This is a genomic window from Arthrobacter sp. zg-Y820 (assembly GCF_030142155.1).
Classification (GTDB): domain Bacteria; phylum Actinomycetota; class Actinomycetes; order Actinomycetales; family Micrococcaceae; genus Arthrobacter_B.
Window position 1 is genome coordinate 1,638,717 of sequence record NZ_CP126247.1, and the last position, 20,116, is coordinate 1,658,832.

Annotated in this window: 17 protein-coding genes; 5 read left to right on the forward strand and 12 right to left on the reverse strand. The window is 65.6% G+C overall.

The features are described from left to right. Positions 1 to 19 precede the first annotated feature (19 nt). The 3 genes from QNO08_RS07345 (at position 20) to QNO08_RS07355 (ending at position 6,375) form a co-directional block, all read left to right on the forward strand. Positions 20 to 4,882 (forward strand): hypothetical protein, encoded by a 4,863-nt coding sequence (locus tag QNO08_RS07345; RefSeq protein ID WP_229966790.1) that lies wholly within the window; start codon positions 20 to 22, stop codon positions 4,880 to 4,882. A 152-nt stretch (positions 4,883 to 5,034) separates the two neighbouring features. Then, positions 5,035 to 5,889 carry an SDR family oxidoreductase gene (locus QNO08_RS07350; RefSeq protein ID WP_229966789.1) on the forward strand — a complete coding sequence of 285 codons (855 nt, stop codon included), beginning with the start codon at positions 5,035 to 5,037 and terminating at the stop codon, positions 5,887 to 5,889. A 48-nt stretch (positions 5,890 to 5,937) separates the two neighbouring features. Further along, positions 5,938 to 6,375 (forward strand): DUF1801 domain-containing protein, encoded by a 438-nt coding sequence (locus QNO08_RS07355; protein ID WP_229966788.1) that lies wholly within the window; start codon positions 5,938 to 5,940, stop codon positions 6,373 to 6,375. 138 nt (positions 6,376 to 6,513) lie between these two features. Here QNO08_RS07355 and QNO08_RS07360 read toward each other — a convergent pair whose 3' ends face one another. The 8 genes from QNO08_RS07360 to argE all read right to left on the reverse strand — a co-directional run bounded on the left by QNO08_RS07360 (position 6,514) and on the right by argE (position 12,929). Then, positions 6,514 to 6,945 (reverse strand): dihydrofolate reductase family protein, encoded by a 432-nt coding sequence (locus tag QNO08_RS07360; RefSeq protein ID WP_229966787.1) that lies wholly within the window; start codon positions 6,943 to 6,945, stop codon positions 6,514 to 6,516. Between the two features lie 27 nt (positions 6,946 to 6,972). Beyond that, the gene (locus QNO08_RS07365) at positions 6,973 to 8,436 is read right to left on the reverse strand and encodes an MFS transporter (protein ID WP_229966786.1); all 1,464 of its coding nucleotides are present in this window, start codon (positions 8,434 to 8,436) and stop codon (positions 6,973 to 6,975) included. Beyond that, on the reverse strand, positions 8,426 to 9,019 hold the full coding sequence (locus QNO08_RS07370; protein ID WP_229966785.1) for an SRPBCC domain-containing protein: 594 nt from the start codon (positions 9,017 to 9,019) through the stop codon (positions 8,426 to 8,428). Before QNO08_RS07370 ends, QNO08_RS07365 begins: the two co-directional genes overlap by 11 nt. Beyond that, positions 9,016 to 9,339, reverse strand: a complete 324-nt coding sequence (locus QNO08_RS07375; RefSeq protein ID WP_229966784.1) for an ArsR/SmtB family transcription factor — start codon at positions 9,337 to 9,339, stop codon at positions 9,016 to 9,018. The genes QNO08_RS07370 and QNO08_RS07375 overlap by 4 nt, the downstream gene beginning before the upstream one ends. Before the next feature lie 167 nt (positions 9,340 to 9,506). Next, positions 9,507 to 10,172 carry a Rossmann-fold NAD(P)-binding domain-containing protein gene (locus QNO08_RS07380; RefSeq protein WP_229966783.1) on the reverse strand — a complete coding sequence of 222 codons (666 nt, stop codon included), beginning with the start codon at positions 10,170 to 10,172 and terminating at the stop codon, positions 9,507 to 9,509. A 40-nt stretch (positions 10,173 to 10,212) separates the two neighbouring features. Then, on the reverse strand, positions 10,213 to 10,350 hold the full coding sequence (locus QNO08_RS07385; RefSeq protein WP_229966782.1) for a hypothetical protein: 138 nt from the start codon (positions 10,348 to 10,350) through the stop codon (positions 10,213 to 10,215). 98 nt (positions 10,351 to 10,448) lie between these two features. Further along, the gene (locus tag QNO08_RS07390; protein WP_229966781.1) at positions 10,449 to 11,723 is read right to left on the reverse strand and encodes an MFS transporter; all 1,275 of its coding nucleotides are present in this window, start codon (positions 11,721 to 11,723) and stop codon (positions 10,449 to 10,451) included. A gap of 33 nt (positions 11,724 to 11,756) precedes the next feature. Continuing rightward, a complete protein-coding gene (gene argE, locus QNO08_RS07395) occupies positions 11,757 to 12,929 on the reverse strand; it encodes an acetylornithine deacetylase (protein WP_229966780.1) in 1,173 nt (390 codons plus the stop codon). Positions 12,930 to 13,367: 438 nt separating this feature from the next. On the opposite strand from argE, the gene QNO08_RS07400 reads away from it, so the two are divergent. After that, positions 13,368 to 14,093 (forward strand): GrpB family protein, encoded by a 726-nt coding sequence (locus tag QNO08_RS07400; RefSeq protein ID WP_229966779.1) that lies wholly within the window; start codon positions 13,368 to 13,370, stop codon positions 14,091 to 14,093. 205 nt (positions 14,094 to 14,298) lie between these two features. On the opposite strand, the gene QNO08_RS07405 is transcribed toward QNO08_RS07400, so the two are convergent. Together QNO08_RS07405 and QNO08_RS07410 are read right to left on the reverse strand one after the other, a co-directional pair. After that, a complete protein-coding gene (locus QNO08_RS07405; protein ID WP_229966778.1) occupies positions 14,299 to 15,672 on the reverse strand; it encodes an MFS transporter in 1,374 nt (457 codons plus the stop codon). Positions 15,673 to 15,695: 23 nt separating this feature from the next. Continuing rightward, positions 15,696 to 16,487 carry an alpha/beta fold hydrolase gene (locus tag QNO08_RS07410; protein WP_229966777.1) on the reverse strand — a complete coding sequence of 264 codons (792 nt, stop codon included), beginning with the start codon at positions 16,485 to 16,487 and terminating at the stop codon, positions 15,696 to 15,698. 44 nt (positions 16,488 to 16,531) lie between these two features. Here QNO08_RS07410 and QNO08_RS07415 point away from each other — a divergent pair, with 44 nt between their 5' ends. Then, positions 16,532 to 17,362 carry a CPBP family intramembrane glutamic endopeptidase gene (locus tag QNO08_RS07415; RefSeq protein WP_229966776.1) on the forward strand — a complete coding sequence of 277 codons (831 nt, stop codon included), beginning with the start codon at positions 16,532 to 16,534 and terminating at the stop codon, positions 17,360 to 17,362. 18 nt (positions 17,363 to 17,380) lie between these two features. On the opposite strand, the gene QNO08_RS07420 is transcribed toward QNO08_RS07415, so the two are convergent. After that, on the reverse strand, positions 17,381 to 18,598 hold the full coding sequence (locus QNO08_RS07420) for a M20 family metallopeptidase (RefSeq protein ID WP_229966775.1): 1,218 nt from the start codon (positions 18,596 to 18,598) through the stop codon (positions 17,381 to 17,383). Continuing rightward, the gene (locus QNO08_RS07425; RefSeq protein ID WP_229966774.1) at positions 18,595 to 20,097 is read right to left on the reverse strand and encodes an MFS transporter; all 1,503 of its coding nucleotides are present in this window, start codon (positions 20,095 to 20,097) and stop codon (positions 18,595 to 18,597) included. Before QNO08_RS07425 ends, QNO08_RS07420 begins: the two co-directional genes overlap by 4 nt. Positions 20,098 to 20,116 lie beyond the last annotated feature (19 nt).

Sequence of the window (20,116 nt, forward strand, 5' to 3'; positions counted from 1 at the left end):
GCCCACTTGAGGAGAGCCAATGCCCACCACCGTCCTGGCGACCGCGCTGCCGCATTCTCTGGCCGACGACGTGCCGTTTCAGCTCACTGTTTTCTTTACCCACAAACTCACCGGCGGGGGCACAGCACTGTCCGACTTTCCCGCAGCGGCAGACTGGGTCGGATCCCTCGCCGGATGCACCTTATCCCTCAATACCTCACTTGACCCGGACGTCAGCCTGCCGCTGCGGATCGTCTCCACCCCCGACGCCGCTGCTTGGTCCGCCGTGCTGCCGCCGGAGACCCCGGTCGCTGCCTTCCCGGTACCATCGCTGTCCGGCGAACCCTGGCGCAGCAACCCCGCGAGCCGCACGAGCGACCACGCGGTAGACCTGCATCTTGCCGCCATCAGTGCGTCGCCGACGCTCCGCCCCGGCGTGGCCGGTGACCCGATTTCCCTCGGACTGCTGGAGACCCTCGCCAACCTGGACCAGGGCGGTCCGCTGAGCCGGCTGCTCGCCGAGGCCCCCGCCCGAGCCCGGTACCGCATGCTAGGCGCGGGGCGGCAGTTGGCGGATGCACTCACCACCATTGGCCCGCTGACCGAACCGGACGAACTCGACCCACGGCAGTGGCGAGAAGGCGAGGTGCCCCCACCGCCGGATTACAAGTCAACAATTGAGGAACAATTCTCGCCGGTCCAGATCCTGCTGGACGACCCCGACGCCGACCTGCGGGTCACCGCGCAGCTGGACGCGCTCGTCGGGCAGGATCTCTCAGGCGACCCGCAGCTCCGGCTGATTGTTGATGCGCACGCGATGCGCCGATACTACGAACGACCCGAACAACCGCAACAGCAACCCCGCGCCGTGCCCGACCCCGGGGCGCCGCCGACGCCACGGCCTGAGCTCCCCGAGCGGGATTTCCACGCCAGGGCCGCATCCTTCGGATCCACGCCGGCACTGTTACGCCGGCTCGGCCTCGCGGTTGACGTCGTTCTGGACGGCCTCGACGCAACAGCGGCCAGGGCAGCGCTGGCCGGGGCGACGTGGGTAAGCGTGAGCGTCGCTTCCCAGGTTCCCGACCTTGACGTGCTCCCACCACGGCGTACGGCAGTCACCGTGGACGGTGCCGTGTTCGCGGCAAGATCCAGCGATGCCTGGGTTGGCGGGGCGCTGCCGCTGGGAGATGACGAATGGGTTGTCCTCGATACTGACCCCGACGCCTCCGGGCTCAAACTCGACCAGCATGCACGCAACCTCGCACGCCAGTACGTGAGCGAGGCGAACGGTGATCCTGCCACGTCGGCTCCCGGAACCCTGCGTGCCACGGGCTTCGCCCTGGCCCAACGCGACCGGGCCGCCGCCCTGCGTGAACGCGTGCGGGTAGCCGAGGAGCTGGCCGCCGACGACGGTACCAGGGAACTGCTGCTGGATGACCTGGTGCGCGGGATCCGGCTCGAGGTGTGGGATGACAGGTCCGGCCAGTGGCACAGCCTGCACCGGCGCCGGGTAACCGTGACCGGCGAACCCGCCGGCGTGCGCATCCTCGATGACACGCCCGACGTCGGTTTCCTCCAGCTCTCGGCGCTCAACCGGGCGCCCGGTGACACATCAAACGGGTACTATCTGCACGAAGTTCTGGCCGGCTGGGACGGCTGGAGCCTGTCCGCTCCACGGCCCGGACTGACCATCGTCCACGTGGAACCTCCAGGCCCCGGCGGGGCCACCGAAGTCGTGGTCGACACCCCGCCGGACCCGCCGCTGGACGGCGCGCAGATCACGGCACGGACAGAGCCGAAATCACTGCCAAGATTGCGGTACGGGACTTCTTACAGCTTCCGCGTTCTCGCAGTTGACCTTGCGGGCAATTCCGTTCCCCAGATTCCGGCTGGGAGCCGTTCCGAGCAGCCGGTACCCGAAGAGGCCGCGGTCAGGCAGGCGCGCACACATCTGGACCGGTTGCGGGAGAGCTATGCCAAGCGCGACCGGACCAGCCTGGCAGCTGTGCGCCGTAACGCAACCGTTGACTATCTGCGCACCCTCGAGCAGCCGTCCAGCATTTTCCCGCTGGCCACTGAGTTGCTGTCCGGAAACCCCCGAATCGACTCGAGGCTGCAGGACCTGGTCTCGGCCGCCACCGGTGAGGAGACCGGTGCGTCCACCGTCCAACGCCAGTTCGAGGCCGCGGCGTCTGCCGCTCGCATCCTCGCTGAATCGCGCGACATACCCCGGGTCCGTCCGCAATTGCGGATTGACCCTGCGGAATTCGCGAAGCTCGCCCGCCATGACGACCTCGTGCTGCCCGAACACCTGCGCCTTCCCACGCGGTACACCGTCACCACCCCGCGACCATACCTGCGCTGGGAACCTGTCCCCGCGCCGGTCCTCGTCCCGCGCCGCAAACTTGGCACGGGAGAACAAACGGGCCACCTGGTCGTGCGCAGCGGTACCCCGGGGGCATCCGGCCCCGATGCCCAGTCCTCGGCCGAGCGGCACATCGCGCCGCCCAAGGCAACACAGCTCGAAGCCGAGGCCGCCGGCCGCTTTGACGCTGCGATCGGCACCGGTGATGCCGCAGCGATCCGGCGCCTCTACGCGGTGGCGCTGGCGGAACGCGGGACTCTGCTGGACCAGTTTGTGCCCAGCACCCAGGATCCGCGGTTGGAGGAGGAACAATCGGGAATCACCCTGGTGGACCGTCCGGGTGCGGATACGGCGTCGGCGCAGCGTGCGACTCTCGCGGACATCACTGCCGACCGGGGCATCCCCATCGGAGAGGGGCAGTACGTTGTGCACGACACGGACGCTTTGCGCCTGCCGTATCTGCCGGACCCGCATGCCACCGGTGTGTCGCTGGTGTTCTACGAGGCGGGCTCGCCCCACCTGATGCCGGAACCTCGCGTTCTGCAGTCCGTCACCGTACCGTACCCGGGAGAATGGCCATCCCTGCGGCCGCTGCGGCTTGTCGTGCAGCCGGGTGAGGTGCTGGGTGCGCAGGTGGAGGGACACGAGGTCCGGGTGACGCTGCCGCCGGGCGAACAGGTCCGGGTCGCCGTTTCAAGCACGCTCGGTGAAGGAGACCTGGAGCAATTTGGGTTGTGGCGTTCTCACTTGGCCAGCGTCGTAGATCCCGCTGACGGCTACACCCCTGACGAACTCGTGGCTTCCGTGGCTTTGGCACGTGCAGCAGCATCGGGCTGGACCTGGTGGCTCACCCCGTCGACAGGGATCCGCCTCGTACATGCCGTCCCGGCCCCCGTACGGCCGCCGGCGCTGCGTGACCTGAGCGTGCTCCTGCGTCCACCGGGACGGGCAGTTGCCGCGTTCAGCGGGCTGGTTGACGTGCACGGGTCCAGTACGGACACGCTGGTCATCCGCGCCGGCTGGACCGAAATGGTCGATGACGTGGCTGCCGACGGACCGCAGGAGGTAACGAAGTCCGACGTCGTGGTCCGCTCCCAGGCCGGAGAGAAGGAACGGACCGGGGTGCTGTTCCTGTACGACTTCCTGCCATCCGGTCCGCTTTTCCGAGCGATCGAGAGTGTCGGGTTCCACAAGATGCTGCAGACGTTCCCGGACACCCACTACCGCCGGGTGACCTACCTGCCGAGCGGGGTGTCCCGCTTCGCAGAGTTCTTTGAACCGTCAGAGCTGCCTTCGGATCCGGTCGTGGGCGAAGCCGTGGTGCTGGACATTCCCTCCTCCGCCCGCCCCGCCGCCCCGGTAGTGCTGGAAACAGTGCCGCTGCTGCGCTGGCAGGAACAGGCGGAGCCGGGCCAGCCCATGGCATGGCGGAAGGTGCGGCAATCAGGGGTGCGTGTCTGGCTGGCACGCCCATGGTTCTCCTCCGGTGACGGAGAGTTGCTCGGGGTGCTCGTATTCGATCCGCACGAATGGGTGCGGAAGGACGGTTCGTGGACACAAGTCCTCAAGGAGGATCAGGCGCCTGATGGGGCCACGAGCCTCTGGGCTGCGGATCCCATCATCCAGCATGGCGGCACCGTAAAGGATCCGACCGTTCCGCCGCTTCTCACCTTCGAGCAGTTGGTTCTCGACGTCGTCGAAGCCGAGGCCGAGAAAAGCGACCTCCGGCCCCCGCTGGGTGGCCGAGTTCCCGGGGGACGTGACCGCGGCTGGCCTGACGGCCCCGGCCATCCCGTCGCCGTTGCCGACTCCGTGCCCCTGATGGACGTTCGGAAGCACCCGGCCGTACGGGTGCTGGGATACCGGCCGGAATATGACCATGCGTCCAAACGCTGGTTCGTTGATATCGCATTTCAGGAGACACCGGCGCTCTGGCCGTTTGTTCAGCTTGCTCTGGCCCGGTACCAGCCGCACGCCATTGAAGGCCGCACCCTCTCACCCGTTGCGTTGACCGGCTGGGTGCAGCCGCTGCCAGCCCGAACGCTCACCGTGAGCCGACCGGATCGCAGGCATGCGCACGTGACGCTTACCGGGATCGTGAATTGGTTGCGGTGGGATCCGGAGTCCACCTCCACCCTTGCCGGGGAGCAGCTAAGTGCCGACAGCCCGACCGGCGACGCCGCCCTCCGGGCGGCCCGCCTGCAGCAAAGCAGGACCGTTCACGCCACGGTGCAGAGTCTTCCCCAAGGATCCGGAGACCTTGAATGGGAAAGCCGCGGGTCGGTAACTCTGGCTGCGGTATATCTGGAGGAGTCCGGCGGCTACCGGGCGACCTGGTCGGGGTCGATCCTGCTGCCCGGCAACGCGGTGACGCCGGAAACGGATGCGGGTTCCCCGCCGTTGCGCCGGCCCGGCATGGTGGAATCTTCGTGGCGGCTCCTTGTCGAAGAGCATGAGCTGCTTAACGCCGATTCGGAAATTCCAGGGCAAGATGCCGTCGTCCCGAGGCTTGTCTACGCCGACGTTGTTCCGCTCTAGGCGCCTCGGCGGCTGAATGTCTCCGGCGGTTCGGTCGGGTGTGCCGCGGGACGCAGGTTCAGGTGGTCTCTGGCGGAGCAGGGGCGGACGGTTGAAACTCTAAACCAAAGGCCAATTCCGCGGCCGGCCATCAGCGACGGCAGGATGATCCCATGGGTGAGCAAGAGTCCGAACAGAAGGTCTGGTTCATTACCGGCGCCAGCCGCGGCATGGGGACCAGCATCGCCCGGGCAGCGCTGGCCGCCGGACACGCAGTGGTCGCCACGGGCCGCAACCCGGAGAAGGTGGTCCAAGCGGTGGGCAGCGGTGAGGACCTGTTGGCAGTGAGGCTTGACGTAGCTGACCCCGAGGAAGCCGGGACGGCCGTTCAAGCCGCCGTTGAACGGTTCGGCCGAATCGACGTCCTGGTGAACAACGCCGGGAACTTCAATGCAGGTTTCTTCGAGGAGATGACGCCGGAGGACTTCCGGGCCCAGATTGAAACCACGTTCTTCGGCCCGGTACACGTGACGCGTGCCGCGCTGCCGGTCATGCGGGCCCAACGCTCGGGCCTGGTTGTCATCATTTCCTCGACCGCGGGAATCGCCGGCGGGGAGTTCCAGACCGCCTATGCGGCGTCGAAGTTCGCTGTGGAGGGGTGGGCCGAGTCGCTGGCCCCCGAGGTGGCCCCGTTCGGCATCCGCACCATGCTCGTGGAGCCGGGGTTCTTCCGCACAGAATTGCTCACCCCGGAATCCACGCACTACGCGGCGTCCACCATCGAGGACTACGCCGAGCGCACCAAACAGACCGTGGCCGCGTGGCGCAGCATGAACGGGCGGCAGGGCGGGAACCCGGACAAACTCGCCGCCGCACTCCTCCGCCTGGCCGAGCTGGACGTACCGCCGCTGCGGTTCCCGGCCGGCGCGGACGCCGTCGGCGTCTTTGAAACCCGGGCGAAGGATCTCCAAGGCCAGGCTGCGGCGCACCGCGACCTCTCCAGTCATCTGGGCTACGACGACGCCTGACCGGGGCTGCAGGGATGAGCTGTAAACAACCCAACGAGGAGGCGCATCATGGAACCGACCACAGGCAGCGTTAACGACTTCCTAAACGGGGTCGCGTCGCCCGTGCGGCGGCGCGACGCCCACACGCTCGTCGAGCTGATGAGCCGGATCACCGGTGAGCAACCCGCCATGTGGGGTCCGAGCATCGTTGGTTTCGGCAGCTACCACTACAAGTACGCCAGCGGGCGGGAGGGCGACGCCGGTGCAGCGGGATTCTCGCCGCGCAAGGCCGCGACCACTGTCTACCTGCCCGACGGCGTCGGCGCCCACACCGAGCAGCTGGCCCGGCTCGGGGAGCACACGACGGGGGAGGGCTGTCTTTACCTGAAGGACCTGAGCAAAATTGACCTTGGGGTGCTTGAAGACATCATCACCGAGTCCTATCAGCGTGTGACCGCCGGAACGTTCGGTCAGCGCGCGGCTGATTCGGATCACTCCAAAGGATGATCCATGGGCGAGCTGAAACCTGAACAGCCGGGGAGGTGGCTGGGCGGGGCTTACCCGATGATGCGGTAGGCGAGAATTAGGTAGCCGTTCGGTGAGATCACGTTGCGGAGCGGAGCGAGGCGGATCGGCGGCAACCCGTCAAGGAGCTCGGCCCGTGCCGGCGATCGCAGGCGCGATCACCAACCTGAGCTCGTCGGCCACGCCTGCGGTCAACAGTGCCTGCGCCACCGAGATGCTGGCGTGGACGCCGATTTCGCCGCCGGGGCGATCTTTCAGATCTCGCACGAAGTCGACCAGCCCTCCGTCGATCGCACTCGCTTTGGCCCACTCGGAGCCGAGCGGCGTGGATGTCGCCACGTACTTTGGGACTGAGTTGATGAATGACGCGAAAGGCTCAATCTCGCTATCCGGCCAGAACCCAACCCATTCGTCGTAGCTGCGCCGGCCCAGAATGACAGCGTCTTGAGCGGCGATCCAATCGGCGTTGGCGGCATCCACTGCGTCGTCCCATTCTGTGAAGAAAGAAGGGGGATTTTCGGCGACACCGTCGAGAGACAGCAACTCGCACACGACTACTTTCCTCGAACTCATGACATTTCACGGCCCTTCGGCTGATATGGGTTGCGCCGCGGACTTCTCGACCAGGGCAGTGGCGCCGACGCCCGCTAAGGCCATGCTGAGGGAAGCGATAACCAGGGCACAACCGAAGCCTGCAAGTTCGGCCTCGCCAGGGGATGTTCCGGCCGCTCCGACGTCGGACGCGTACTGTACGGCGATACTCACGAATATCGCGAGGCCGAGTGCCGCACCGGCGTGCGTCATCGTGGCTTGGATCCCCGACCCGAGTCCCGCGTCCTGCTCGCTGACGCCGGACAGCGCCGCCGTCGTCATCGTGGGCATAAGGATGCCTTGGCCGAGACCGACGACAGCCATGCTGGGGACAACCTGCGACCAGTAGCTGGCGTCCGGCGCCAGGAGCACAGCGGTCAGTCCCAGGCCGACGGCGGTGACGGCGCAGCCTGCAGTCAGGATCGTCCGCAGGCCCAGGCGGGGAATCAGAACCGAGCCGAAGGCGAGACCCGCACCGATTGCGATACCGATCGGCAGGTAAGCGAGCCCGGCGGTCAGCGGTGTGTAGTGAAGAGTGCCCTGCAGATACAGGCTCAGGATGAACAGGAAGGATCCGAAGGCGGCCGCGTTTACCAGTGTCACGGCGTTGGCAGTGAGCCGGGTCCGGTGGGCGAAGAAGGCCAGCGGGATCAGCGGGCGGCGGCTGCGGGCCTCGACGAGGAACATCAGCACAAGCAGCAGTGCGCCGACGGCGAGCGGGACCGCGACCTCCGGCGTCGCCCAGCCGTCCTCGGATGCCTTCAGCAATGCATAAATGACGGCGGCAAGCCCGATGGTTCCCGCGAGCACGCCGGAGAACTCCGGCCGCGTGGCCTGCGTCATCCGGCTCTCGCTCAACAGGCGGGGTCCGAGCAGAACCACCAGGAGGGCAACCGGGACGGCGAGGAGGAACACGTAACGCCAGTTCAACACGTCGGTGAGCACCCCCGAGATGACGGTTCCGGTCACGCCGCCGATCCCGGCGAGTACGCCCCAGATGCCGAATGCTTTTGCGCGTTCCGTTGTCTCCGGGAAGAGCACGACGATGAGTGCGAGTGCTGCGGGTGCGGCGATCGCATCTCCCATCCCCTGGATCACCCGGCCGGTGACGAGGACCCATCCCGCCGGCGCGAGACCGGCGACCATGGAGCCCGCGGCGAAGACGATGACCCCTGTGAAGAACATTCGCCGCCGGCCGACGAGATCGGCGATCCGTCCGCCCAGGAGCAGCAGACCTCCTGCGGTCAGTGCGTAAGCGTCCACGACCCAGACCAGATGTGCCGGGCCGAGGTCGAGGTCAGTGCCGATGCGGGGAAGGGCGATGTTCACAACGGTGAGGTCGAGGACAAGCAGGAACTGCATGGCCGCCAAAACGCCGAGGGCCTTCCATCGGTGTGGATCGGCCGGCGCCGCGGGGACACCGTTCAGTGCGGGACGCTGTTCAGGTTTCATCGCTGCTTCCCCGTCCGGGATCCTCCCGCAGGGTCCGCCCGGTCTCGAGAAGACTCTTCAAATCGCGCAGCATGTACGGATGGCCTCCGCCCGCACCCAGGGGTTCGAAGCGTCCGCTCACCACTGCGGCCATGTGCGGAGCTCCGAGGAGATCGTGCGTTACGGTCAAGCGGGAGCGGCCATCCAACAGGCGTTCGATCTCATATCGCACCTCGGTGGGAGGCTCATCGGCGGAGTCCGGATCAATCAGGAAGCGCATTTTCGTCGCCAGCAATGAGGGCGGATCGTAGGCGGTGACGACACCCTCGATGATGATGTCGGGCGCGGGAACCGTGCCGTCTCCGGCAACAACGCGAAGGTGCGGCGGCTTTTCGACAAAGTAGCGGCCTCCCACCCGTGCCTCGGCCACAGCACGTCCGCCGTAGCCATAGCGTGCTGTCCAATCGGGATCGGTGATGGCCTCCCAAATGCGCTCGGGGGAGGCTGCGATCTCGATTCTGTATATCTGGGTCGTACCGTGGCGGCGTGATGCGGCCAGATCTTCGTCGCGCAATGCCGGCACAACAGGAGCGTCGTCATTCATGGTTGATCCTCCAATGCCTCTTCCAGCTCGGTCAGCGCCCCCACGCGCCCGGCCGTGTACTTGTCGATCCAGCGATCGTGGATGAGGCGGATGGGCACGGGGTTCAGGTAGTGCAGCTTCCACCGCCCGGATTTTTGAGTCGTGATGAGTCCGGCCTGCTCCAGTACACCGAGATGTCGCATCACGCCGAACCTGGTGAGGTCGATGTCGCGCATCAGTTCCGCGAGGCTCTGCCCGTCGCGGACAAACAGCCGATCCAGCAGCAGCCGTCTCGTGGAGTCGGCCAGTGCTTTGAAGACCAGTTCGTCGTCGTCGATCATGCGACTACCGTAGGTGTCGGTTTTGTCACGTGTCTATAGAGTCACCTATAAAGTTTTTCGGAAAGGAAAAGGCGGCGCGCGCCGATCGACGCGCGCCGCCGTTACAGTCGAGGCCGATGGCGCCCAGTGTTGCGCTCCGGCTTACGTCCGTTGCCGCAACTGAACGGTCAAACCCACGAGCGCAGAGTCTCGAGCAGCGGTTCGGTCGGACGGCCAATCAGTTTGGACAGCTCGCCCGGGGTTGATGCCATGGCGCCGTCGCGCAGGTTGGCGTTGAGCATCCCCAGGAATCCTGCGGTTCCCTCATCCAAGCCGAAGGCGAGCAGCTGCTCGCGCTCCTGTTCCGGCGTCAGGGCTTGGTATCGGACCGGGGTGCCGAGCGCCTCCTGTGCAGGTGTGGCGAAGTCCGTGTAGTCCCAGGCGGCATCGCCGGAGAGTTCGTAGGCCTTGGCCTCATGGCCGGGCGTGCTGAGCACCACGGCGGCGGCTTCGGCGAAGTCCCGGCGCGGTGCGGTGGCAATCCGGCCGGCTCCGACGCTGTTGGCGATGACGCCGTTCTGTCGCGCGCTCTCGAATTCCTGCCGGTGGTTGTCGGTGTACCAGCCGTTGCGCAGGATCGTGGTCGGCGCTTCGATGGCCGAGGTGTAGATCAAATGCCGCACACCGGCGGTCTTCGCGGCGTTGATGGCGTTGGCGTGCTGTCGAAGCCGCCGTCCGGGCTCGCTCATGGAGATGAGCAGGACCTTTTCGACGCCGGCCAGCACGGCCGCCGTGGTCGACGCCGGCCAGCACGGCCGCCGTGCCGTCAGGGTCGGCCAGATCAAGGTCGACATGCGCGGTGCGCAGGCCGGAGTGGTGCTGTGGTGCTGCAGCCTAGTTGCTGATGGCGGGGGCGGCGTTCAGGTAGGTCTTGTCATCGACCTGTGCGGCGGTGAACGCGACCTGCATGCCCTGGCGGGTCCGAGCAGCAGGACAAAGGCCCCGCAGGCAGAACACGATGACATGAGCCATGTGACCCCACAACGGCAAAGGCCCCACTTCGCTGCAAATTGACAGAGAAATGGGGCCTTCTTGGGATTGGAAGTGAACCAATCGTTGACGCTCAGTCCTTAGGGCTGGTTGTAACGCGTCCGCACGAAGAACAGTCCCACCAGAGAAATCACGGAGATGGCCATATAGTACAAACCCGGTGCGCTCAGCGACCCGGTGATATTCAACAGCCAGGTCAGCACCAGCGGCGCAATACCACCCAGCAGCGTCACCCCAACGTTATAGGTGATTGCCAGCCCGGTTCCTCGAATCGCTGCCGGGAACAGCGAGGAGAGCAAAGCAGGAAGCGGTCCAAAGTAGAACGCCATAATCACGCCAAGTAAGCCGATGACGAGCACAAGTGTTGGAACCGTTGGCGTGGTGACCAAGAGTTGGAACAGTGGCCAAGCAAGGAGCAGGGCGCCGATTGCCGCAAAGGTCATCACCTTTGCGGGCCCGACACGGTCCGCTAGATGACCAACAAACGGCACGCCCACGAGGGTGACAAGACCGGCGACCATGCCGCCAAGGAATGCCGCGGTTGCGGGGATCTCCAAGTTCGTCACGGCAAACGTCGGCATGTAGAGAATCATGTAAACGGAGATTGTTGCAACACCAATGACAGCCGAACCGGCAAGAAGGCGCCCATAATGATTCACGATCAATGTCTTGACCGGAGAGGATACCTTTTCGCTTTGAATGAAATCCTCGGTTTCCGAGAGCCTGGCGCGTATGTAGAGTCCCACCGGGCCAATGAGCAGGCCGACGAAGAACGGCACACGCCAGCCCCAGCTATTCAGCGCCTCTTCGGAGAGCCCTTCGGTCAGCGCGAAGCCAAAGCCTGAGGCCATCACCATTGCGGCGCCTTGGCTTGCCACCTGCCAGGAGGAATAAAACGCTTTCTTATGTGGTGCCGTCTCAATCAGAAATGCAGTTGCAGTGCCAAATTCGCCACCCGCGGAGAAGCCCTGGATGAGGCGTGAGAGCAGGATAATGACCCCGCCCCACATGCCAACCATTGCGTAGGTGGGTGCCAGCGCCATGATCAGCGTGCCGACCATCATCAGCATAAGGGTCAGTGTTAGGGCATTCTTGCGTCCCTTGCGGTCCGCGTAACTACCCAGCACCATGCCGCCCAGTGGGCGGATGAGGTAGGAAATCGCAAAAGTGGCAAAGGTTAGGATCAGTGCGAATACCGGGTCCGAATCCGGGTAGAAGTTCTTAGCAATGACGGTTGCGAAGGTTGCGTAGACGATGATGTCGAACCACTCAAGGGCGGCACCAATCGAACTACTAATCACCGCCTTCTTAGCGTCTTGAAGTTGCTTCGGGGTTATCGTCGGTGGTGCGCTCATGAGGTGCTCCTGGTGGGCGTAAGGGTTGGCAGACTAGGCGGTGAGTGCTTCCACCAGGTTGTCGATGAATGATTCGCACACGGCGATCTGTTCCAGGGTGATAAATTCATCAGGTGCATGCGCCTGGGCAATGTCACCGGGGCCGCATACAACCGTGGGAATGCCCGCGTTGAAGAACAATCCCGCCTCGGTGCCGTAGGTTGCCTTATCCGGGCTTGGCGTTCCACCGAGTTCGGCCGCCAAGGAGACTATCGAGGCCTCGGCGGGGGTATTTAGCCCGGGAGTCTGGGCCAGCACTGCGAATTGGACGCGTGCTTCGGGGCTCTGGGCCTTCATGATCCCTTCAATGCGTAGTGCTTCGGCACGGAAGATTTCAATGAGCGCTACCGGGTCATCGGCGCCGATGGAGCGGAATTCAAAGTGTAGTGTGCATAATGCTGGGATAGTGTTTACCGCGATACCGCCCTGAATTTGGTTTACGGTGGTGGTGGTGTAGGGGACGATGAAGGCTTCATCGGAGGCGCCGGCACTGGCGAATTCCTTGGCCTTGGCATCAACAAATGCCGCAAAGTCTGCGGCCGCGGAAATCGCATTGACTCCAAGAGTGGTCAGTGAGGAATGTGCTGCAATACCGTGAAAATCTACCTTGATGACGTTGACCGATTTGTGCCCCCGCACCACGCGCATGGATGTGGGCTCGCCCACGATGGCGCCGCGCGGCTTCAGGCCATCGGCGGTGATAGCCGCTACCAAGTCAACCGCTCCAATGCAGCCAACTTCCTCATCGTAGGAGAAGGCCAGATGGATGGGTTCACTGAGTTTGGCCGCGACCATTGAGTCGAGTTTGGCCATCACCACGCCAATAAAGGATTTCATGTCACAGGCGCCCCGGGCATAAAGCTTGCCGTCGCGTATCTGAGGGGTGAACGGATCGGAGCTCCAGTCCTGTCCGTCAACCGGAACAACATCGGTGTGCCCGGAGAGCAAAATGCCGCCGGTCCGCGTGCCATCGCCTGCGGGAATGGTTGCCAGCAGATTTGCCTTCTGCCCGGTTGCATCGTGGATGAGCTTTGATTCGATGCCTAGAGCATTGAGGCGTTCACCCACGTAGTCGATAAGCGGGAGATTGCTGTCGCGGCTGACTGTTTCAAAATTAATCAGTTTGGTGATTTCTTCAAGCGTTGCATCGCTCGGTGTAGGTGGCATGTTTGTACTCCTGGTGTTCATCGAGGCAACCGCTCAGATTTCCGCATTTTCCGCGAACGGCTAGCCGAGAGTCTGTCATTATGGGCCATCCTTGTCACACTGTTCCGAATTCATGACGTCATACTGTCCTTGAACACCACGGACTTTTTCATACACTGCACACCAGTTCACACGTTGAGGTTTTTGGGCCGACAGTCGGCATTTCCATGATGCCGGTTTCAAGAATCCGCTGCCGCGCCTAGCGAATATTCGATTCCAGGAGCTTTGGGAGGTCCGGGTGCTTTCCGGGTCGAGTGCCAGACCTCAAGCAGTCACATCCCAGCCGGAGCTGTTCAACCATTTTCGAAGTATTGACGCCCACACGGATTCCCGGGGAACTTCCTCATTGAGAATCCTTTCGTGCACTATTGTCCGGCTCAGGCCGGCGAGAGGTGCCCGTTGAAGAAGGTCCTGTTTAGGAACCCAAGCCGCCGGCCTTGGGCTACTCTGCGAAGATGCAAATGTGAAAAGAGCCGGAAGCCGCGCCGTCCAGACGGCACATCAGTCGAGCTCGTCGGTGGTCCTGAGAAGTATGAGCTGGGGCTCTGCAGCCACGACGACAAATGGGCAGACACTTATTTCGATCATCGACGACGGATTAGTGATGCTTTGGGAGGTGAGTACTTCGAGATCGAACATATCGGTTCCACCTCTGTCCCGGGATTGGCAGCCAAGCCAATCATCGACATCGTGGTCGCAGTGGACGACATCACGGCCGAGGAGGACTACCTCGACCCGCTTCTGGCAGCCAGGTACGAACTGCGGGTCCGAGAACCACGGCACCGGTTAGTACGTACACAGGAACGTGATGTTCACGTTCCTGTATACGAACGGGATGATCCTGCAATCGGCGAGTATCTACTTCTTCGCGATCATTTGCGTCGCAACGTAGAGGACCGTGTCCTCTACGAGAGAACCAAGAGAACTCTGCTCGAGAAGCAGTGGGACGATATGAATGACTATGCCGAGTCCAAGACCGAAGTCATCCTGGCGATCAACGGTGCGGTCCGGGACTTCGACCACACCGATCTGCACATGCTGCTGTATGCCAACGGCGGTCTCGTTGGCGATGCCCAGTCGGAGGCGCCGCTGGCATGGAGGCGCTTCGGCGAATACATACTGTAGGCCTTCCGGGAACCGGGCAGCGAGCCGCTGACCCCGCCGCCGGCACGCTGGACCCGGGAGCTGGCTCAGGGGGGAGTAGCTCCAGGGCCTGGTTTGGTCCGTTCCGCCCTCGCCGCGCACAGGTTCCCACTGTTTGTTCACTGCTGGGGCGGGTGGGGTCGCAACAGTCACACCAGTCACGAAGGCTGGGAACATGTGCGGTCGGCTAATCTTCAGCCGGAATCTGGGGCGTCCGGATCCCGACGGCGGCGATCAGGCCGGCCGCGACAAGCAGCGCCGCCGTCGCCAAGGCGGTCCGCTGGAAACCCGGGTAATCCAGGGCGCCGCCGGAAATGGTTCCGGCCAGCGCAATGGCCACCAGCCCGGCAACCCGCGCAACGGCATTGTTGACCGCCGAGCCGATGCCGGCCTCCTCTTCGCGGAGCGCCCCGAGGACCGCAGAGGTCAGCGGGGCCACCATGACCGACAGCCCGAGGCTGAAGAGCAGCAGCCCGGGCAGCAGCTGGGTGGGGAAATCCAGCGGCGGACTCACCGTCAGCATCAGCAGGAAACCGGCGCCGCACAGGAGCGGCCCCACCGTCATGAACAGCCGCGGGCCGTAACGGCCGGCGAGTTTGCCGAACTGCGTGGAGAGCAGCAGCATGGCCACCGGCACGGGGAGGGAGGCGAAGCCCGCCTCGATCGCTGAGTAGCCGCCGGCCTCCTGGATGAAGACGGTCACGGCGAACGAGCCCAGCGAAATGGCGGCATAGGCGGCAGCGGTCACCAGGTTCCCGTACCGGAAGTTCCGGGCGCGGAACAGGGACAGCGGCATCATCGGCACCGGTGTGCGGGCTTCGCGCAGGACAAAGAGTCCCAGCGCGAACACGCCAGCGGCCAAGGGGACGACGACGGCGGGATGCGCCCAGCCGAGCCGCTCCTGTTCAATCAGCGCATAGACCGGACCGGCGAGCCCGGCAACGGCCAGCAGCGCGCCGGGAACGTCCAGGGCGGTGCGCCGCCGGACGGCGTTTTCCGGCAGCCCGGCCATGAGGAGAAGGGTGGCCGCGACCGGCAGCACGTTGACCGCGAAAATCAGCCGCCAGCTGACCCAGTCCACCAACACTCCGCCCGCCAGAGGACCGACGATCACAGCCGTCCCGGTCCAGGCCGTCCACCGGCCAATGGCGCGGGACCGCTCGGGCTCCTGATACGCCGTCGTAATCAGTGCCAGCGAGCCCGGCACCAGCAGCGCCGCGGCCATCCCCTGCAGCGCCCGGGCCAGGATGAGGATGCCCGGGCTCCAGGCCAGCGCGCAGGCCACCGATGCCGCGCCGAAACCGATCAGGCCGAGGCGCAGGATCCGCAGCCGGCCGTAGGAATCCGAGAGCGAGCCGGCGAGCAGAATCAGCGCGCCGAGGGTGAGCAGGTAGGCGTTCACCGCCCACTGCTGGGTGGGCAGGCCGCCACCGAGCTCGGCACTGATTGCGGGCAGGGCGACGGTGACGATGGAGCCGTCCAGGAAGGCGATGAAGGTGGCCAGGACGGCCACGAGCAGCAGTCGTCCGCGGCCTGCGGGGCTGCCGGCGGTGCCTGCCATCGCGTGGGGTCCTCCCTGCCGCCTCAGTTCAGAGAATCAAGGAACGCTGTCGTGTCCGCTGCGACCTGATCCGGGACCTCCCACAAGACCAGGTGCGCCACATCGGGGTAAACCTTCAACAGGCCCGCTGTGCGAGCCGCCAGATGTTCCTGGTCCCTGCGTGGGAGCAAGTCGTCCTCGCCGCCCCACAGGATCAGCGTGGGGGCGGAAATAGTCCCGGTCTCGGTCGGCGGCGCGGCCGTGCACAAGCCGTTCAGGATGGACTTCCATGCGTGCGCGGGCATTCTGACGCCGTCGCGCACCCGGTCCTCAAGAAACTCGGCGGGAACCTCGTGCCGCAGGGGAAACCAGGACAGCGAATTGCGCACCCAGTCCTCAGGGACGGGATCCGACAGGCCGTCGACGTCGTCGGCGAACGCGGGCCGGCCCCTGAGGGTCAAGGGCGAGCCCACCAGCACCAGCGCCGCCACCCGGCCGGGGTGATCTGCGGCCAGCTGCTGGGCCACGTAACCGCCGCTGGAGGAGCCGACGACGAACGCCCGCGGCACCCGGAGGGCCTGCAGAATCGCTGCGGCGTCCTCGGCCTGCTCTGCCAGAGAATAGCCGTCCACCGGTTTCTCCGCATCGCCCTGCCCGCGGAGGTCGGGGGCATAAACCCTGAAGCCGGTCAGCCGGGGGACAAGACGGTCGAAACTCCGGCGCGATTCGCCCCAGGCGTGCAGCAGCAGCACCGGCCGGGCTCCGGTCTCGCCTTGGACGAGGCACGGCACCGTGATGCCCGTGCGGAGCCTCAGATTCCGGACTTCGGCTTCCATAACCTCAGGGTACGCAGGGCAAGGCGGATTGCTACCCTGTCGTCATGGAACCTCCCGAGGTCTTGGAAGATGCCGGGGCGGACGCCGCCGGGCCGGACTTCGACGCCGTGCGGGCAGGTCGGCGGGCAGGTGCTCTTCTGCTGCTCCGCCTCGGGCTGGTCGCGGTGGCAACGGTCACCGTGTGGCTCCTTGTGCGCGCCGTCGAGGGTACGGCGTCGTTCCCGCCCACGCCGATGCTGGCGTCACTCAGCCTCCTTCCGGTGAACATCGTCTCGTTGCTGCTGGTGTCCCGTCTGCTCCAGAGTGAGGGTCGGACCCTGCGGTCGCTCTTCGCACCGCGCCGGTCGGTGCCGCGAGACGCGGCGTGGGGGCTGCTGTGGATTGCCGTCCTCTTCGTGCCGTTCGTGCTCGCCGTTATGGGAACGATGTGGTTGCTGCACGGACCTGGGATGTTCGAGGCCTTCGAGACCGTGTTCTACGATCCTGACGCCGCTACGATTGCATCGCCCCTGTGGGCGCTGGCCCTCGGCGCTCTGGCGGTTGCAACGTTTGCGCCACTGAATGCGCCTGCCGAGGAGGCTGTCTACCGCGGTTATGCCCAGTCCCGGCTGTCGGCGGCATGGTCGCCGTGGCCGGCGATGTTGGTCTGTGCCCTGGCTTTCGGAGCGCAGCATGCGTTCTTCGCGCCGACCACCGACGCGATGATCGTGTACGTCTCCGCATTTACCGTCTGGGGGCTCGGTTCGGCGCTCATCGTCCGCGCCCAACGACGCCTGCTGCCGGTCACCATCGCTCATCTGCTCGTGAACCTCATGACGAGTTCCCCCGCTCTGGTGTTCCCCATTCTGCAGCTGACCGGCGTCGTTCCCTCCTGACGCGCCGCTGGATATGGGTCAGGACCGGGCTTGCCTCGTGCGCCGCGCGCTCTGCAGAGAGGCCCGCAGCTCCGAATCGGCGGCGGCATCGGCAGCGGTCCACGCCAGCGCCAGTGCCGCATCCATTACCGCGGCGTCGGCTGCCGGACCGGAAGTTTCGTCCGCGAAGGCTGCGGTGTGCGGCATTCCGCGGGCACCGAGAACGGCGATGACCGGATGGATGGCCGGCATCGCCTGCGACACGTTCCCCATGTCGGTTGACCCGCCCCCGCCGCCGGCTGCCGGCGGGGCCACGAGGGTGCGGCCGGTCGCCGTGAGGTTCCGGTTCCAGAGGCGGAGAAGCGCTTCATGCTGGAGGACCGGCAGATACGCGGGGGAGGGCTGCTCCACGGACCAGGTGCAGCCGGTGGCCAGTGCGGCTCCTTCGCAGGCGAGCAGCACCTTGTGCGTGGTGTCGTTCTGCACGTCCACATCAAGGGCCCGGACTTCGAGCGCGAGCTCCGAATAGTCCGGAATCACATTGATGGCCGAGCCGCCGGCAGTCACCAGTGCGTTGATGCGGACGCCGTCGGGCAGCTGCTGCCGCAACAGGCCAATGGCGACCTGGGCCACCGTCGCCGCATTCAGTGCGTTGACGCCGTCTGCGGGCGCCGCGGCCGCGTGCGAGGCCTTGCCCCGGAACATCACCCGGAACCGGTCGCAGCCCTGCGACGACGTTCCGGTGCAGTCAATGTCTCCACCGGGCGTGGGATGGGCCATCAGCGCGATGTCGGCCTGCGCGAAGGCGCCGGCGTCCAGCAGCAGAACCTTGCCGCCGCCCTCTTCCTCCGCCGGGGTGCCCAGCAAAACCACTGTCAGGTCCAGCTCGTCAGCCACTGCTGCCAGCGAGACCGCCGCGCCTACCGCCGCCGCCGCGATGATGTTGTGACCGCAGGCGTGTCCGATCTCGGGCAGCGCATCGTATTCGGCGCAGATCACCACCCGGAAAGACCCCGTGCCGTAGACCGCTTCGATGGCGGTCGGCAAGCCGTAACAGCCCACCGTGGTCGCAAACCCGGCGTCCCACAGCTGTGCGGCCACGCGTCCCGCGGAGCGGTGTTCGTTGAACGCCACCTCCGGATCGGCGTGCAGCTCCGCGGACAGGGCCAGAAGTCCGGGCCGGTGCTGGCCGAGGCGCTCCCGGATGGCGGCCTTGGCGGCGGTCACCTGGGCGGCCGTTGTCGTCGTCGTAGTCATACGGTGCGGTCCCCCTGGGCGGGGGCGGGCGGAGCTGTTTCTGCGCCGACGGCTTGCGGTGCCGCGGCTGCTTCGCCGTCGCCCCGGAACCGCAGGGCCACCAGCGCCAGAGCCAGTGACAGCGCCGCGCAGATGCCCCACACCATGAGGTAGGACGCGTTGGCGGAGGCGGTGGTGCTTTCGCCGTCGATCTGGAGCGTGACGAGGAAGGCCGACATGACCAGGGCGAACACGGCGCCGCCCACGGAGCCGGCGGCGGTTCGCGACGTGTTGTAGAGCGCGGAGGCGACGGCGACGGAGTCCTCGGGCGACTTTCTCACCACGATCGCGGGCAGGACCCCGAGGATCAGGCCGTTGCCGAAGGCGCCGATCAGCATGGCAGCCAGGAAGGGCATCGTGCTGGTGGAGAGGCCGATCATCGCCACGTACGATCCGACGCCCAGCAGCGACCCCAAAACCACTGTGGACTTGGCGGTGATGCGGGCCGCGATCCGGTCGCCGAGGGTGGCTCCGGCGAAGGTGGCCAGCGCCAGGATCAGGAACAGGAGGCCGACGCTTCCCGGCGACAGGCCCAGGCCAAAGCCGTGCGTGTCCGGATCCGTGAGAATGAACAGTGAGCCCGCGGTCTGCGATCCGAACATCTGCGCGCCGAACAGGGCGGCAGCGAGGATGGGCAGGCCGATGCCCGACGTCGTGAGCACCTTGAGGTCGACGAGCGGGTACTTGACCTTGCGCTCAACCTGCAGCCAAAGGGCCAGCAGCGCCAGTCCGAGAACGATGGAGCCGATCGTCAGACCCGAGCCCCAGCCCCAGTTGCTCGCGTTGGCGATGCCCAGCAGGGTCAGCAGCAGGCCGATGGTGAGCAGGGCGGCGCCGGGCCAGTCGACCGTGCCGGCGCTGCGCGCGGTGGTTTCCGGCACCAGCCAGGCCACGACGGGGATGCACAGGAACATGAAGACCGCCGGCACCAAGAGAACCACGGTCAGGTTGTCGATCATGGCCAGGAGGATGCCCGAGACCATGGCGCCGACGGCTCCGCCCACGGTGAGCGCGCCGACCAGCTTGGCGATGCTCCGGCTGGCGGTTTCAGCGTTCCGGCTCCGGACGATGGCGAATTCCAGCGGCAGGAAGGCACCCAGTGGTGCCTGCAGGGCGCGGCCCAGCAGCAGGACGCCGAAGCTGGGGGCAAAGGCCACGACCAGCGAACCCACTGCCACCATGCTCACCGTGACCAGCAGCATCCGTTTGTGGCCGTAGAGGTCACCCAGCTTGCCGATGATCGGCACAAAGGCGACGGTCATGAGCAGATACACCACACTGACCCAGTTCAGGGCCGCGTCATCGACCGAGAAATCATCGCCGATGCGGGCCAGCAGGGGCGGAAACCAGCCCTGGAGCAGCCCGGAGCCGAGCTCCATGACGATAAGGAAGCCGACGGCGCCGCCGGCGGCTTTGGTGCCGTTGGCCAGGGTGCCGCTGGTGCTGGGGGAGGACTTCATACTCATCCGTTCTCGATCG